General features: G+C 31.9%; 18 protein-coding genes. 3 read left to right on the top strand and 15 right to left on the bottom strand.

The genetic code is table 11. The annotated features are described in order from the left end of the window. The 5 genes from Q0R51_RS09070 to Q0R51_RS07945 all read right to left on the bottom strand — a co-directional run. On the bottom strand, nucleotides 1-129 hold a 129-nt coding region (locus Q0R51_RS09070), incomplete at its 3' end, for a type II toxin-antitoxin system YafQ family toxin (RefSeq protein WP_367178634.1). 4 nt (nucleotides 130-133) lie between these two features. Then, the gene (locus Q0R51_RS07960; protein WP_294757926.1) at nucleotides 134-301 is read right to left on the bottom strand and encodes a hypothetical protein; all 168 of its coding nucleotides are present in this window, start codon (nucleotides 299-301) and stop codon (nucleotides 134-136) included. Beyond that, nucleotides 298-591: a hypothetical protein gene (locus Q0R51_RS07955; protein ID WP_294757923.1), complete on the bottom strand. Its 294-nt coding sequence runs from the start codon at nucleotides 589-591 to the stop codon at nucleotides 298-300. The genes Q0R51_RS07960 and Q0R51_RS07955 overlap by 4 nt, the downstream gene beginning before the upstream one ends. Before the next feature lie 54 nt (nucleotides 592-645). After that, nucleotides 646-1530 (bottom strand): restriction endonuclease, encoded by an 885-nt coding sequence (locus Q0R51_RS07950; RefSeq protein WP_122025805.1) that lies wholly within the window; start codon nucleotides 1528-1530, stop codon nucleotides 646-648. A 31-nt stretch (nucleotides 1531-1561) separates the two neighbouring features. Further along, nucleotides 1562-2683 (bottom strand): DNA adenine methylase, encoded by a 1122-nt coding sequence (locus tag Q0R51_RS07945; RefSeq protein ID WP_294757918.1) that lies wholly within the window; start codon nucleotides 2681-2683, stop codon nucleotides 1562-1564. Nucleotides 2684-3256: 573 nt separating this feature from the next. Between Q0R51_RS07945 and Q0R51_RS07940 the strand changes: the two genes are divergently transcribed. Next, nucleotides 3257-3691 (top strand): LytTR family DNA-binding domain-containing protein, encoded by a 435-nt coding sequence (locus Q0R51_RS07940; RefSeq protein ID WP_294757915.1) that lies wholly within the window; start codon nucleotides 3257-3259, stop codon nucleotides 3689-3691. Further along, nucleotides 3688-4146 (top strand): DUF3021 domain-containing protein, encoded by a 459-nt coding sequence (locus Q0R51_RS07935; RefSeq protein WP_233557704.1) that lies wholly within the window; start codon nucleotides 3688-3690, stop codon nucleotides 4144-4146. Before Q0R51_RS07940 ends, Q0R51_RS07935 begins: the two co-directional genes overlap by 4 nt. A gap of 115 nt (nucleotides 4147-4261) precedes the next feature. Here the strand turns inward: Q0R51_RS07935 and Q0R51_RS07930 are convergent, their stop codons facing one another. The 8 genes from Q0R51_RS07930 to rlmD all read right to left on the bottom strand — a co-directional run bounded on the left by Q0R51_RS07930 (nucleotide 4262) and on the right by rlmD (nucleotide 12161). After that, nucleotides 4262-4696, bottom strand: a complete 435-nt coding sequence (locus Q0R51_RS07930; protein WP_233557703.1) for a hypothetical protein — start codon at nucleotides 4694-4696, stop codon at nucleotides 4262-4264. Between the two features lie 293 nt (nucleotides 4697-4989). Then, a complete protein-coding gene (locus Q0R51_RS07925) occupies nucleotides 4990-5772 on the bottom strand; it encodes a DUF3883 domain-containing protein (RefSeq protein ID WP_294757909.1) in 783 nt (260 codons plus the stop codon). Nucleotides 5773-6225: 453 nt separating this feature from the next. Continuing rightward, the gene (locus Q0R51_RS07920; RefSeq protein ID WP_294757907.1) at nucleotides 6226-6591 is read right to left on the bottom strand and encodes a TIGR02328 family protein; all 366 of its coding nucleotides are present in this window, start codon (nucleotides 6589-6591) and stop codon (nucleotides 6226-6228) included. Next, nucleotides 6588-6968, bottom strand: coding sequence for a YbgA family protein (locus tag Q0R51_RS07915; RefSeq protein ID WP_122025801.1), 381 nt, complete (start codon nucleotides 6966-6968; stop codon nucleotides 6588-6590). Before Q0R51_RS07915 ends, Q0R51_RS07920 begins: the two co-directional genes overlap by 4 nt. A gap of 592 nt (nucleotides 6969-7560) precedes the next feature. Further along, nucleotides 7561-9135 carry an SIR2 family protein gene (locus Q0R51_RS07910; protein ID WP_294757904.1) on the bottom strand — a complete coding sequence of 525 codons (1575 nt, stop codon included), beginning with the start codon at nucleotides 9133-9135 and terminating at the stop codon, nucleotides 7561-7563. Nucleotides 9136-9843: 708 nt separating this feature from the next. After that, nucleotides 9844-10173 (bottom strand): type II toxin-antitoxin system PemK/MazF family toxin, encoded by a 330-nt coding sequence (locus Q0R51_RS07905; protein WP_122025799.1) that lies wholly within the window; start codon nucleotides 10171-10173, stop codon nucleotides 9844-9846. Next, nucleotides 10173-10439: an AbrB/MazE/SpoVT family DNA-binding domain-containing protein gene (locus Q0R51_RS07900; RefSeq protein WP_122025798.1), complete on the bottom strand. Its 267-nt coding sequence runs from the start codon at nucleotides 10437-10439 to the stop codon at nucleotides 10173-10175. The genes Q0R51_RS07905 and Q0R51_RS07900 overlap by 1 nt, the downstream gene beginning before the upstream one ends. 369 nt (nucleotides 10440-10808) lie before the next feature. Further along, nucleotides 10809-12161 carry a 23S rRNA (uracil(1939)-C(5))-methyltransferase RlmD gene (rlmD, locus tag Q0R51_RS07895; protein WP_122025797.1) on the bottom strand — a complete coding sequence of 451 codons (1353 nt, stop codon included), beginning with the start codon at nucleotides 12159-12161 and terminating at the stop codon, nucleotides 10809-10811. 173 nt (nucleotides 12162-12334) lie between these two features. On the opposite strand from rlmD, the gene Q0R51_RS07890 reads away from it, so the two are divergent. Beyond that, the gene (locus Q0R51_RS07890; RefSeq protein WP_122025796.1) at nucleotides 12335-13045 is read left to right on the top strand and encodes a Bax inhibitor-1/YccA family protein; all 711 of its coding nucleotides are present in this window, start codon (nucleotides 12335-12337) and stop codon (nucleotides 13043-13045) included. A gap of 67 nt (nucleotides 13046-13112) precedes the next feature. Here the strand turns inward: Q0R51_RS07890 and Q0R51_RS07885 are convergent, their stop codons facing one another. Then, nucleotides 13113-14033 carry a diacylglycerol kinase family lipid kinase gene (locus tag Q0R51_RS07885; protein WP_046324530.1) on the bottom strand — a complete coding sequence of 307 codons (921 nt, stop codon included), beginning with the start codon at nucleotides 14031-14033 and terminating at the stop codon, nucleotides 13113-13115. A gap of 30 nt (nucleotides 14034-14063) precedes the next feature. After that, nucleotides 14064-15238: Asp-tRNA(Asn)/Glu-tRNA(Gln) amidotransferase subunit GatB (gene gatB, locus Q0R51_RS07880; RefSeq protein ID WP_294757891.1), on the bottom strand; the 1175-nt coding region annotated here is incomplete at its 5' end.

The raw sequence follows: 15238 nt of genomic DNA, 5'->3' as shown, positions 1-15238 counted from the left end.
AGTAGAAAGTTCCTTATGATTGGTGATAGTTACCATCCTTAAACGCTTTTTGGCATCCACCTGATAATAAATTACTAGTAAATCATTAAGAACATGAAATTCGTGGTATTCACTCCAGAGTTTTTTCAAAACTTTATGAACAGTATATTTTTCCCATAGCTAGGATTTCAACTGCATCTATAATTGTCATCCTTGCATCCATTGTATCAACAGAAGAAAGATTAAACATACTTTGTAAATTATCCATTCTTTTTACAAAAGATTTTTCAAAACGCACTTCATATTTTAATTTTCTGTTCACCGCTTTTTCCAATCATCTAGATTATCTACTTTAATACTACTATCCTTAATCAATCCTAACTCTTCAGCTTTAGCTATTACTATAGCCTTTTCAACTTCGGAAGGTAAATTTGTATCTGATATATTATCCTCTTTACGATTTACAGGATAACTAAATCCTTTATCATGGTTAAACTGAGAGATAAGCATTTTAACTGCCGTAGCAGCCGTCAAGCCGATTTGCTTGGCATTATCATCTAATTCTTGCTTTTCTTTCTTATCTAATCTAATTCCAAATTGTATAGTCGACATAGTATCACCTTATCTGTAAAGCAATAACGATAAATCAGTTAACATAAAGGTTGTTTAATCTTTATCAGTATAAAATGATTTCAACCGATACGTAGTCACAGGCTCCACGTAATAATTATATTTTGCTACCAGGTCACAGATTTCCTCACCATCAATCAAAGTGATAATTCTTGTGCCCTGACGTGCTGTCTTAATTGCACCGCGAGTAAAATCAGAATTCGTAATAAAAATACCAAATTCCGCGTTGTATTTATCCATTGCTCCGCGAAACTTATCTATTTCAGGAGCGGGCACATTGGATTGCCAGCGCTTTGCCTGCAATGCCACTCTGGTAGTACGGTAATCATTTGAACGAACATAGCCAAAACCATCAAGGCCACCATCAGCAATATAGCTAACGCCTATCGTCTTATCAACATCAATCCCCATTTTTGTAAGTAACCCGCGGCAAAAGAGTTCAAACTTTTTCGGACTCATTTTCAGCAGAGCATCTAGCAAATCTTGTCTCCATTGTTCTTCTTCTGTATCTTCATCCGTTGAATCCTTAGCAGAATCAATTTCAGCCAAGTTCTTTTTCTTTAATTCCTGAGAATCATTATCTTCTAAGAATGGCCGTACATCCTTTTCTGGATCAAAAGTATCAAGATCAACTTTACGCCCTTTTTCAGTTAATTCTACTTGATGACCGTCTTCAGCTAAATAGCCTGTTCTCACCAAATAGATAACCGCATAATTCAGCGTATAGTCAAAAGGTTTATATTTATTACCCGTTTTCTTAGACACTTTAATTTTATCTACTTCTTGTTCTGAGATTGCAGTGGAATTGTCACGAATATCTGAACTAATTTTTCGTCTTGTAACTTGACCACCCAAACGACGCATCGCAATCAAAATTTCTTTCATAGTTACATTCTGAAGATTAATTTGTCGATTAGCCATTCACTTCATTCTCCTCACACGCTTTATAAACTTATTTAATTTCATAATTTGTTATCATCAAGTGCCTCGTTTTTTTTATATTTCTGTTTCTGAAATTTACATTATAAGTCTTTTCGAAATTATTGATATAAATCTGACCGTTATTTGCTGTTTTTTGTCCAATGGGATAAATCTCTCGAATTAATTGTGTATCTTTAATGACAATCATCCAATTTGCAATAGTTTTTTCAATTAAAAATCTTGATAATTTTTTTTGTTCCTTTGCATCAAAAGACAAGTTATCATATTTTGAAAAATCACTATCATATGGTGGATCAATAAATAAAAAATCATTTTTTTGAGGAGGATACATATTTAAAAAAATTTCAAAGTCAGTGTTACCTATAATAGTATCATTTAACGTTCTGATCAATTCACTTTTTTTATAATACTTTATCTTTGTTTCTAGTCTAATATTGTTATAACTTTTTCCGCCATAAGGAACATTAAAATCACCATTTTTTGAAAAGCGAAACATTGAACTATAAGCATATTGCCTTAAAAACAAATATAAAGCAGCCCTTTCACCTTCTGCTATTTGACCTTTTTTGCTTATATTATATAAATATCTATATTGCATATAAATAGATGATTTATATGCAGTAAGAATTATATCGTTAAAGTCTTGATTCTTTATGTTTACGCAATTCCGTTTCTGCTTCAATAAATAATTAAACTTTCTTTTTAAATTAGCACATAAAAATCTCACTGGTAAATCAGAATATGGAAAACTCTTATCCATACCTTGAATTATTATGTGTTTGTCAAAAATAGAATCATTTTTAATTTCTTTATCCATGGAATTAAAAATCTCCCAGAGAGACGGAATCGCATTAAGTACATACCCTTCAATATTTACCCATATTTCATCCATTTTCGTTAACAACTGGAAAAATGAGTGATCCTGATTTTTTATAGAATAATACAAACGTATTAAATCCTCCGATTTATCATTAATATACTTTTTATTAATTAAATCCGAAATAGCAAAATATACTGCTCCAGCCCCTACAAAAGGTTCGTAATATGAATTAATTTTGCTTGGTAAATTTGGAAGAATATATTTTAATTCTTTTTCTTTGCCTCCCGGATATTTTACTAAAGGAGTCAACATATTAATTTAAATAGCCTACTTTCTTGCCCTTTCCAGATTTGCAATAAACTGATTATTATTACTGCCCCCAACTAAAGTGTTTTTCTTTGAAATATAAAATTATGTGACCTTCACAATAAATCGTTTTTAAATTTTTTAACTTGAATTTTAACAATTTTTCAAAAGTACTCAAGATCAGCAATATTATAGTAGCTTCCTTTCTAGGACATTATTGTGATTAGAAATAAAAATTTTTAATCTATTGTATCATTAATTATAAATAATATAAATATGTTTAAGATTTTTATATTCATTTTATTTTTTTATAGCTTTTTAGAGCACAATCTAATCTTAATTCATCAATTTCTTTCATCATCTTTATCCTTAGTCGGGTAATTTAATTAAAACAACTTTTCTTTAAATTATACTTTAGTATATTCATGTACTCAAACTCTCTTTTAATTAAAAAAGCAAAATTTTAACCAGAAAAACAGGCTTTGTAACCATTAATGACATTTATTCCATCATTTGCAGTAATCTAGGATAAAAATAAAGTTCATCTACTATACTTATTAACAGAAAGGAGCGCTAGGAATGAAAATTAATTGTCACATCGATCCTAATATTAGTGAAGAACACGGTGAATTATGGATCAAAAAAATGACACCAGCAATTAATGAACTTTTGCAAAAATTAACAAAGTCCGAAAACTCATTATGGTGCCATTATCAATCTCAAATTTATCCGATTAATTTTGAAGACATTTATTCACTTGAGGTTGCTAATAGAGATATTAATGTTTATACAGAAAAGCAGCAGCTTATATATAATGATCGTTTATCAAATTTGAAAGCAGATCTACCGAACTATTTTATTGAAGCTTCACGCAGCGCTATATTTAATTATCAGCATATCGACCACCTTGAATTACTTAATAATGGGTTAATCGATGTTGTTCTGACTAATAAGCATCGCGTACAAATATCAAGAAGAAATATTAAGAACCTGAAAGAGAGGTTAGGAATATGAAAAATATGAAAAAATTAATCAACTATACATTTAGGTTTTCAGCTGAAGGAACCCTATATGGACTGACCGCTTCTCTTTTTTACAATTTTTCCAATAAAAACTCAATATATTATCCTTCAGATCCCAGTTTTTCTGCAAAATTTGCTACCCCTTTAAACGCTATGACCGTCTCAGTAATTTTATGGGCCTTAATGGGATTAGTATTCGGCTTTGGTAGCTTTGTCTTTGTTATTAGACAATGGTCCATATTAAAGAGGACAATCGTTAGTTTTATCATTTACTACATCGGGTTTACTCCGCTTGCATTTTTAGCAGGTTGGTTTCCACCAAATATCGTTAACTTTATGATTTTTACTGGACTCTTCATCTTAATTTACGTCACAGCATGGGTTATCAGATCTTACCGAGTTATAAGAGAAATTAGAGAGATCAACAATAAAATAAAAAAGAAATAGTTTTGAGAAGATCTAATAGCGAGACTATTAATTTTTTTAATCATAATTACAAAAAAAGCTGCGTAACCTACTGATTACACAGCTTTTTTTCTTGGAGACATTATCCTATTATTATTTAATACAATCTAGGAGGATTACCTTTATTTTTAGCCACAGTCCTTACATCAGCTTCCCATTCTCTCAGTAATTCCAAAAATTCATCAGAGCAAAAATAGTCACAACCATCTTCCATATTAAAAACTGACATAAAACTCCCTAGAGCTCCCTTTTCCAAAATACCATCTGCAATTACAGATTTATCTCTCAGTATTAAAACAGGCAAGCCTAATTGAAAAGCCATAGCTGGTTCAATCTGACAATATGGACTAGTCAACCATTTATTTTCTACACAATATTTCTTACGTTTATCCTTGTATTGGCACCCAGTTTCAATATGAGTTTTTTTAAGTGCAATAGCTAACAAGCCATTAGATTCCATCATAATCCGCCTGATTCCTTTTAATGGTGCTTTTGTATCATAATCAGTTACACCTAAAGTTCTTGGTTCCAATCCTTCACTTTCCAAAAATATATTTAAACATTTTTAAAAACACTTTTGTTCATCGCAAATTGGAGTCGGCTTACTTAAAAAAATAGGTATTTTCATGGTAACTACTTCTTTCTGGTACACATTAAATTAAAAATAATCATATTTTTACATTTATTAATTATATATTCTTTAACATCTTAATTAAAGCCAAAATTAAAAAGGTGTTCATAAAAAGCACCTTTGGAGTTATTATAAGACATAACTAGACCTTCAAATAATTTCTTAGTATCAAAGGCAAAGTGTCTTATTTGATTCTACTTTTTTGATACTTCATAAGAAGTGGAGTTAAACGAATATTTATTTACCACATCAGCAGCGGGTATAATTTTTATTTTCCCCTTTTTTTTGGTTATATCGAAGTTATACACACGATAAATAAACAAATTCTTATCATTTTTATGCAAGTCAAAATATAGTTTCTCATTTTGTGACATATAAAAAGGGTAATCTAAACCATTATCTGTTGTTTTTACTTCGATATATCTACTAGAACCATCTTTTTCAAGAGAAATGATGTCATATCCTGCCCCATCACCTTGTTCCTGACTGAGATGAATTATTCTATTAATATCTTGTGGTGCGAATTTTGATACTCTTTTTGTTTCACTTTTGAATACATAATCTTCACCCGCAATCCCAATTGATGATCTTTTATTATTAATTTTTTGCCAATCTATTTTCTTAGGCTTGAATTTTCTGCTTAGTTTCTTTCTCTTTTTTAAATCAGCGCTAGAGATTTTTACAAGTGTATTACTAGTTTTTAATCCCTTTAATAAAATCCACTGTGCAGGTTTGTTAGTCTTATCAACTATATAAGAGTTTAAATAAATTTTTTTATTTGTATTTTGATGAGAAACTATGTTACCAATTCTTTGTAAAATTAACATCTCATTTCTCGTTTTACTTTTTCTTTTATCATCGCTGTCAAAGGGAATGACAGTATTCAGCAACTTTTTGACTTCACTGGTATTTAAAGCACCATATTTATTCAGCAATAGTGAAACACCAATCCTAATATTTGCTTCAGAAGTAGCCATGTATAATTCCTTTCTAAATAAAATTTTACACTATCATTATAATTCTTTTGTATGCATGTTGCTAAATGAAAAAGTTGTAAACGTTACTTGATAACATATATTAGCTCTGTTACAAGCACCAATTTAAGACCTTTATTCATGAACCAAAAATTTATTACTAATTTAATGATATTTATAATTTACTTTTTTAAAAAAATATTTTCAAGTAAAAAACCTTAAAATTAAGTTTACTCTATATATTCTTTCTTATAAATTCAAAAACTTATGAATTCCATTTTTAGGGTGTTTAAATAATCTTGTGTAAATGACTATTGAAAAAAGGAATCTCTTCCTCGTATGATTGTCTTGTAAAACATAAAATCAAAAAAAGTAATCTAATTACAATGGCAAAAAAGAGATTTATAAAAATGTCAATATTCAATGATAATCTTCCGTTTTTTTTGCAAACTAAACTTAATACAAATCAATTCCTTTTTGGTGCAAATCATCCAAACAACTTTGTAAATAAGCCTCATCATGTTCTGGATAAATTGGATCAGTCCACGGAATAGCTGGTAAACTTTCGTACTTAGGACAATGTTGTCCTCTATAATAAGGATCAAACCATTTAAGATCTGGATGATAATGGCGCCGTTGCATCTCAGCTAATACTAACAAATGAAATTGATACAATTTGTAAGGTGAATGTTGAAAAACATAGTTAACGGTAGCGTGGGGCTTACCCCAGCCACGTCCACGCAAAGCAGCAATTTCGCGGTGTTGCCCTAATAATTGTTGCCTAGGCAAACGCCAAATTAAGTCTTGATGCCATAATCTCATGATTTTTCTTTATTCTCCTGAATTAAACGTGAATTTAGTAAATAAGAAACTTGATACTTTTCAGCTAAACGACTTAAAAATGGACCCAATTTATCGTCTTGTGGCGATAATTCTTGCAATAAATGTAAGTAAGTTTGCTTTTCCTCTGGTGTACACATTTTCTTAAAGTAGCCCCAGACATGTTGATAAGCGTTTGTTAAAGTTTTAACCGTTGGTGTTTGCCTGGCTGCTTTTTCTAATAAGTTCTTGAATTCAATATTCTTTTGTTCTGACCATTCGTTGTCTTTAGCTAGCAGCCTAATTTGCTCATAGCACTGTTGCGAATGAGCCATTACCCAATATTTATTGTAGGCCCATTCTTCTTGCCATTTATCCATTTTCATTTGTCCTATTTTTAGTTCTAATTAAAAAGTTATATATTCTCATATTACTAAAAATTGTCTAATAAACTTATATAAAATCAACTTAAATATAACATATATCAGTATCAACCCATTTATTTAACAAAAACTTTTTAATATTAAAACCGTAACTCAAATATATATTTCATCTTTCACTAAAATCGGTTTTATTTTTAGTGAATTTACAAAATTCTTCAAACCAATAAATATAAGCACTACATTTGGTTTACTAATTAATATCATTTACGTGTATTTAATATAATGGCCATAGCAAACTTATTTTGTGGTTTGCCTTCAAAAATGATTTTTAATAATTACTTTCTTGATATTTCTGGAACAAAATAAAGTCTTGGAAATAAAATACTTGATTAAAACTGAACAGTTTCATTAAAAAGTAGCAAGACCTATAGCATATATTAAGTAAAATAGATTTATTAAACTTGACTATAACAGTAACTATTGTTAACATACAAAAGTCAAAAACAATTATGCCATTTGTAATGCTGTTTTTGGTTCAACAAAAGAAGGTCTCACATAGAATGCTATGATTGAGGCTTTTTTTATTTCGTTATATCTTTTCAATTATTTTCTCGTAACGTAAACTGTAAGCCATGAATAATTTTCTACATGCCGTGTCACCAATGAAACTATCTATCTCATTTTCCAAAATATATTTTATTAGGTTTAAAGCATCATTTTGTGAATATTCATTTATGTGTAAACTAAAATAATTTATCTTAGTATAATTTTTTATTTCACTGTTTTTGTCAAGAATATTGTCTATGTCTTTAAAGTCTAACTTTTTCAAGGTCTCCTTATCTTTTTTAGGAGTGTCTTGAATCCGTAGAGACTTAAGTGAAGGAAAACTTTTTAGTCTATTATTTAATTTTTTCTTGTCTCTTTCATTTAACGTGACATTTCCTTTTTTAACTTTAATAACATATTTTGAAACGGGCAAGGTTGATTTAGGTGTAGTTTTTAATATAAACCTTAAGGCAATTTCAAGTGGCATAGTTTCTTTCTCTAGAAAATAATCTTTAACATAATCAGCATATGTTGGATACTTATAAATGAATCTACTATCACCAAATGCAACTACTAGATTTTTACTTTCCAATTCTTCAGGTAGCTTGTTCAAATCTACAAAAGTGGTTAATACCTGTTTTAATTTTCCTTGTTTACCTTTTGTATCAATGATCTGTCTAAATGCGTCCTGATATCTATTAATCTCATATGGAGAAAATCCTTGGTTAACTTTTGCTATGTTGTCGTATATTTTTTTGAAATTATCAGTAGATAATTTCGTATAATATACTCCATATGATGTGTCAGCGATTGTCTCTTTTATTTCTTGAACTCCCTCTTGATAATCAACAACGCCTATTCTTTTAGATGCTTTGTCAATGGGAAATGGCATGTTTAATGCTAAATCTTTTAAAAGCATTTGTATATTTTGATCAGTCATAGAATATCCGAAAAAAATAATAGGGGATACAGTCAATTGACTCAAAATTTTAGCATTGACTATTGCAGATGTTCTTTCTAATTTTTTATAGTCTTTACTAGTTATCACAATTGAATCGACATCATTTACTGATCCATGAATTTTGTATAATTCATTTAACATGTTAGAAGGCTCAAAAAGTCCTTTATTACCTACCCTTACGTTAATTTTTTTCAAATTTTGTTCAATAAATTCATCATAATTTGTTGTAATTATAAGTCTAGCCTTTTTTAACATATTAGAGAAAGCTTCAACTTCTTTTTTTACTCCTTCTTTAGGCTTTAAGTCAGAAAATATTAAAGCTATACGCTTTCTAAAAGGCGAAATTCCATCAGTATGGGCTAAGCTAGGTGTTAAGCCTTCAATTGTTAACTTTTCATCAAAAAAATCCTGATTGTAATTTTTCTCTAGTTCATCTGCTAACTTAGTATATGCATCAAACTTATTGTTATATTTTTCCATTAGTTGATTATATTTCGAAAAATAAGTTTGCTCTATACTCGTTTCATTCCAAATCTTGTACAGCAATTTATCCCAAGTTGGTGCATTACTAAAATAACGTTGAGTTATACCCGAGCCAATAAATATAATAGGGAACTCATTATTTTTTTGTAAGTTCTCTAAAAATTCAGTACTCATTTTAATCACTTCCTTAATTCATAAGTTTATATCATATCTTGCTAAATATATATTAAATCACTGAAAATGAAATCTAATACTTTTTGCCCATAATTATCATTTTTCATCAAAATAAATAGCAAATATGACAATAAATAATGTTTAATAAAATTTAATGAACTCTTAAATTTCTTAATTAGATAAAAAGATATGTCTGTTAATAATATTCCGAGTACCTAATTTAAAAATATACATTTTTAAATTAGATAGGCTTTAGCCTATAGAAAGTTTTCTCCAAAGAATACCAAATCTGTTGGAATGGTAATGCAATTCAAAATATAAGATTAATTATTTATTTAGAAATAAGCAGATTTAATATTGAGAAAATTATAGTATTTTTAACAGTATCATATAATTTCTTTGATAAAACATCTCAAAAAAGGTGTAAATCATTTATTTTATGTAATATATTTAACCAATTAGCATAACGACTACAAAAATATGTTTTATATATAGCATTTTGTAATATTAAATCAAAATTTAATTTTTAAATATTTATTTAATAATTATTTCTTAATATTTTTTCAATAGTTTCTAGACTATAACGCAAGATTCAATTCAATAGTTGACGATTAAAATTTAATATAATGATACTTGAGTTTATGATGATTGCTAAGTATTGATACTTTAAACAAAAATGCCACCCTAATTTGGATGACATATAACTTGTTAATTTTGCTGTTGAATAAATCTGAAGAGTCCTAGCCTATCTAGTGCAGTCAATTTACCAATCGGCTTTTGACTAAAAACCAATTTTTTGTTTAGACGATAAAGTTTATGAGTGTCAACATAGGACTGCTTTTTTAACCCTGCTTCTGGCCAGTTTTGAATAGAATAGTACAATTGCTTAATCTGTGCTGACTTATGCTGATATTGGCTAGTAATCTTAAAAACCATGACGTATTCTCGACCAACTTCAATTACTAGAGCTGGGCGTACTTTGCTACCATGTATCTCGTCAAAAGGTACGTTAGCAATATAAATGTCCATTGGCTCCATTAGCCATTAACCATCCAGTCATGAAAATCAGGTGATTTTTTAGGATCATAATGTCCATTTTCATCAATATCAACATTCTCAACTGGTATTTGCTTAACCAAATTAGCCCAATCTAATGCTGTTGGTAGTTTTTTAATAGTAATTGCGCCATTCTCTAATTTGAATGATACCTCACTTCCCCTTTTCAAATCTAGAGCCTTCCGGATTGATGCTGGAATAACAACTTGTCCTTTTTGTGACACTTTGCCAGTTAAAGCATTTTCCATAACAATTTCTCCTTTTCGTTTTACGTCTTACTTCTTACAAATATTTTACTAAAATTATTGATCAATGCCAAGGATTTGAATCAATGAATTTTACTAATAAACTTTTCACACTAACAAAATATCATTCAAAAATTAATTATTTAGTACAAATTTCTCTTGTTTTTAAGCATCTGAACAAATGAGAGAAACTATTTAGTAAAAAGATTTTTATGCTACTTTTTATAATAATTGCTTTTCTCTTATCCAGAAAACACTGTGGTATAGCTCCGAAAACAAAAAACGTCCTAATTTTAGGGTTCACATCAATCTTTAAAATAGAAATTAGGACGCTTTTTTCTATTAAAAATACTATTACACAGGCATTTTTGCTTATTTCCTAGCCCGTTCCAATACCGTCACCGCTTCAACATGCGGTGTTTGTGGAAACATGTCAACAGGATCGATTTGATTAAAGGTGTAGCCTTCATTCATAAATTCCTGCAAATCACGAATCATGGTTGCGGGATTGCATGAGATATAAACAATCTTCTTTGGACTAGTATTTACTGCTGCCTCAATAAATTCAGGTGTTAATCCTTTGCGTGGCGGGTCGACAAAGATGACATCAGCTTTCATCCCCTTAGCTGCCCATCTTGGCATCACTTCTTCAGCCTTACCAGTCACATATTTGGCATTATTGATACCATTCAACTTAGCATTATTATTGGCATCTTTCACCGCATCAGACACGCTTTCAATTCCGCGGACAGATTTAACGTGCTTGGCAACGCTTAAACCAATAGTTCCAATACCAGAATAAGCATCAATCACGATATCATCAGGCTTTAAATCAGCTTTTTTGATAGCTAAATCATATAAACGGGGTGTTTGCAGTGAATTGATTTGAAAGAAACTTTCAGGAGAAATCTTAAATTTAACATCACCTATTTGGTCCGTAATTTGCGGCTTACCGAAGATCAAGTAATCAATCTTACCTAAGATAACGTTGGTCTTCTTCGGGTTATAATTCAATACTAAGCTAGTGACACCAGCAATTTGTTTAATAGCCTCTGCTACTTTTGGTAACTGAGGGAAATCTTTGTGCAAGCAAACCAAGATGACCATAATTTCACCAGTCGCTTTACTGCGGCGAACGTCCAAGTACCTGACTTCACCTTGATTATGAATTTCATCGTAAGCTGGAACACGATATTGTCTTAAAATATCACGCACAGCAACTAAAACGCGGTCAATTTCAGGATCAGTAGTAAAGAAATTGGTCAGAGGCACTAAGTCGTGTGAATGTTTTCTGAAAAAGCCAATTTCAAGCTGACCTTTAACTTCACGCACTGGCACCTGTGCCTTGTTACGGTAGCCTGTTTCTTCAGGACTAGGCAGGGTCTCGCCTACTTTTACATCATCCAAATGTGCTTTCTGCAGTAAATTTACTACTTGATTACGTTTAAATTCCAGCTGCTTATCGTATTTGATGTGTGCTAAAGATGCCAAGCCGGTTTGGACCCACTGGTTAAGTTTAATGTTAACCCGGTCAGGGCTTTCCTTAATAATTTGTTCGATTTTAGCAAAAGCAAAGTGTTTCTTTACTTTTAAAATCTTAGCTTCTACCGTTTCTCCCGGTAAAGCATTGTTGACAAATACTGTCATGCCCTCATAATGAGCTACTCCCATAGCTTCATATGATAAATCTGTAATTTCAAGCTTGATAATTTGATTCTTTTCCATATTTTGTCCTTTTTTACAAACACTAATTAATATCTTTATTTTACTAAAAATCCTAGCAAAAGTAATGCACAAGTCGATTTCTTAACATTGGATTAATTTCAACTTTTTCCCTTCACACTTACTTTAGTCTGTGTTACTTTTATTACTAATAACTTAAAGAAAGGACGTTTTTCATGAATAATTACGATACTAATTCAGATAGGCGCCAAATCCACACCATCTCCGAAACCAATACTTTTTTAACAAAAATGTATGCCTTGATGGCTGGTGCAGTACTTGTTTCTGCGTTAGCAGCTTACTTAACAATGACCGTATTCAGAAGCGCTGTGATGAACATGCCAGTGGCTATGATGTGGCTCATCTTATTTGTACCTTTTGGCTTATCAATGGGTATTAGTTTTAAAGCTGATCGCAATCCAGTTGCCAGTCTAGTAATGTTAACGATACTATCAGCAATTTACGGTTTTGAATTTGCCTTAATTGCAGGCTTTTATACCGGCACCCAAATTACTTCTGCCTTTGTTTCAGCAGCAACGGTGTTCATTGCCATGGCTTTGTTTGGCACTTTTACTAAAAGAGATATGACTAACTGGAATTCATACTTGAGTGCAGCTTTACTTGGCTTTGTTGTTGCCTTGATAGTTAATATGTTTTTACGTAACCCGGCTGTTACTTATGTCTTCTCATTTATTGGGGTCATTCTTTTTACAGGTTTAACTGCCAGCGACGCCAACAAAATGAAAGCCATTTACACTAATTATGGCGACCAAGTTTCAACTAACGGCTTAGCAGTTCTCGGTGCATTGCAACTTTACCTTGATTTCATTAACATTTTTATGTTCTTACTAGAAATCTTTGGTGGCAGTGGCAATAGTCGCAACTAATTGATTTTGTTACTAAACTAAAGAAGCAATTACTCGTGAAAGTAATTGCTTCTTTTTTGTGCTTTATCTATTCGCCAACGAAAAATTCAATTCGTTGTTGTAAATTTTTAAAAGTAACAGGACAATAATCACCAATTTCACCATCAAGGTTAACCGGCAATTTTTCGCCTTTGCTTTTACCCATTAATTCAATTTTTAAACTACGCGTCTTAGTGTAAATAATGTCAGGATCATCAACGTGTTTGCCGTTTAAAGCTAAAGCCATTAATTTTAACAACTTTACTGGTTCAGACGGCTTGACAATTATTAATTGAAACAAGCCATCACTTAGTTCAGCATCAGGCATAATTTGTTCAAAACCACCAATAGAATTAGTCATTCCGAGCAATAGCATAGACAGTTTGCCTTCGTATACGCCCTCATCATAGGTAAGACGAAGTTCATTTTCAGTAAGATGTGGCAACATTTCCGCACCCTTAATTAAGTAGGCAGTATAGCCAAGTGCAGACTTTACTTCCGACGGAACACCATATGTCAGTTCAGTCAATGAACCACAAGCAGCAATATTAACAAAATACTGAATATCCTTGGCAAAAGTTGCCTCACCAATATCCATTTTACGGGTTTTATTTTTGAGAATAACCTTTGTTGCTTCAGCAATATCATCTCGCGGTATATGCAGAGCACGAGCATAATCGTTAGTAGTACCGGCAGGAATAATTGCCATCTTTGGTCTTTTTTCCAAATTCGCAATACCGTTGACCACTTCATTGATGGTGCCATCACCGCCAGCGGCAACAATCAAATCAAAGCCTTCATTAGCTACCCGAGTTGCTTCTTTTTGCGCACTCTGCTTTTCTGGCTTGGTTCTAAATGCACTTGCCTCATACCCAGCTTGTTCCAAAACGTCCAATATATCCGCGACATTTTTAGGCATCTGTTCGTGACCAGATACAGGATTATAGATCAATCTTGCTTTTTCAGTCATAATTTCTACCCTTATTACTTCAAAACTTACTTAACGCTTTTGCAATTCTTCATTCAGCAACTTATTAATTATCTTTGGATTAGCCTTGCCCCTGGTTTGTTTCATCAACTGGCCGACAAGATAACCAATTGCCCGATCCTTACCGTTCTTAAAGTCTTCTACCGATTGTGGGTTGTTATCAACAACCTCTTTAACCATAGGTGCCAAGACGCTGGTATCAGATAACTGCACCATACCTTTGTCTTCAACGTATTTCTTAGGGTCTGTACCATTAGCAATTGTCTCTGCAAAGACCTTTTTAGCTATCTTAGAAGAAATCGTACCATCTTTAATCAATTTAATCATGGCAGCTAAATGTTCTGGTGTCAACTTAATATCAGCAAGTTCAACACGATTATCATTCAAATAACCATTAACTTGAGTGTTCATCCAGTTAGCAGCAAGCTGTGGATCAGCTCCTGCAGCAACCGTTTGATCAAAGAAATCTGAACTTTCTTTGGTTTGCAGAAGAACATTTGCGTCATATTCTTTCAGACCAAATTCATTCACATATTGGTTGTAACGTTCTTCGGCTGAACGCGGCAAAGTTGACTTGATTTCATCAATCCATTCTTGACTAATATGATCAGGAGCAATGTCAGGTTCAGGGAAGTAACGGTAATCCGCATCGCCTTCTTTGACACGCTCCAAAACTGTTTTACCAGTTGCTTCATCAAAGCGGCGAGTTGAAAGTTGCACGCGACCACCAGAAAGGAGAACTTGAGCTTGACGCTTTTCTTCATATGCCAAAGACTTACGCACATGTTCAAAAGAGTTCAGGTTCTTCATTTCAACTTTGGTACCCAGTTCCTTTTGCCCGGCAGGTCTAATGGAAATGTTGGTATCAACACGCATTGATCCCTCTTCCATCTTAACGTCGGAAGCACCTGTAAATTGCACAATCTTACGCAATTTTTCAAGGTAAGCATAGCCTTCATCAGGATCTGCAATTTCGGGCTCAGAAACAACTTCAAGTAGAGGAACTCCCTGCCGGTTTAAGTCAACATAGGAATAACCGTTTGTACCGTGAGTATTCTTGCCGGCATCTTCCTCAATGTGCATTTCATGAATTCCAATGCGCTTTTTCTTACCGTGAGATTCAATTTCAACGTAGCCATCACGAGCTAGTGGTTGGAAAAATTGGGTAATCTGATAAGCCTTAGGAC

The organism is uncultured Lactobacillus sp., from assembly GCF_946477725.1.
In the GTDB taxonomy this organism is placed as follows: Bacteria; Bacillota; Bacilli; order Lactobacillales; family Lactobacillaceae; genus Lactobacillus.
This window is presented reverse-complemented; position numbering and strand designations above follow the sequence as displayed.

Coding starts and splice junctions, on each gene's coding strand:
- Q0R51_RS07955 (WP_294757923.1), bottom strand. CDS start 591: ATGTCGACTATACAATTTGGAATTAGATTAGATAAGAAAGAAAAGCAA.
- Q0R51_RS07950 (WP_122025805.1), bottom strand. CDS start 1,530: ATGGCTAATCGACAAATTAATCTTCAGAATGTAACTATGAAAGAAATT.
- Q0R51_RS07945 (WP_294757918.1), bottom strand. CDS start 2,683: ATGTTGACTCCTTTAGTAAAATATCCGGGAGGCAAAGAAAAAGAATTA.
- Q0R51_RS07940 (WP_294757915.1), top strand. CDS start 3,257: ATGAAAATTAATTGTCACATCGATCCTAATATTAGTGAAGAACACGGT.
- Q0R51_RS07935 (WP_233557704.1), top strand. CDS start 3,688: ATGAAAAATATGAAAAAATTAATCAACTATACATTTAGGTTTTCAGCT.
- Q0R51_RS07925 (WP_294757909.1), bottom strand. CDS start 5,772: ATGGCTACTTCTGAAGCAAATATTAGGATTGGTGTTTCACTATTGCTG.
- Q0R51_RS07920 (WP_294757907.1), bottom strand. CDS start 6,591: ATGAGATTATGGCATCAAGACTTAATTTGGCGTTTGCCTAGGCAACAA.
- Q0R51_RS07915 (WP_122025801.1), bottom strand. CDS start 6,968: ATGGATAAATGGCAAGAAGAATGGGCCTACAATAAATATTGGGTAATG.
- Q0R51_RS07910 (WP_294757904.1), bottom strand. CDS start 9,135: ATGAGTACTGAATTTTTAGAGAACTTACAAAAAAATAATGAGTTCCCT.
- Q0R51_RS07905 (WP_122025799.1), bottom strand. CDS start 10,173: ATGGAGCCAATGGACATTTATATTGCTAACGTACCTTTTGACGAGATA.
- Q0R51_RS07900 (WP_122025798.1), bottom strand. CDS start 10,439: ATGGAAAATGCTTTAACTGGCAAAGTGTCACAAAAAGGACAAGTTGTT.
- rlmD (WP_122025797.1), bottom strand. CDS start 12,161: ATGGAAAAGAATCAAATTATCAAGCTTGAAATTACAGATTTATCATAT.
- Q0R51_RS07890 (WP_122025796.1), top strand. CDS start 12,335: ATGAATAATTACGATACTAATTCAGATAGGCGCCAAATCCACACCATC.
- Q0R51_RS07885 (WP_046324530.1), bottom strand. CDS start 14,033: ATGACTGAAAAAGCAAGATTGATCTATAATCCTGTATCTGGTCACGAA.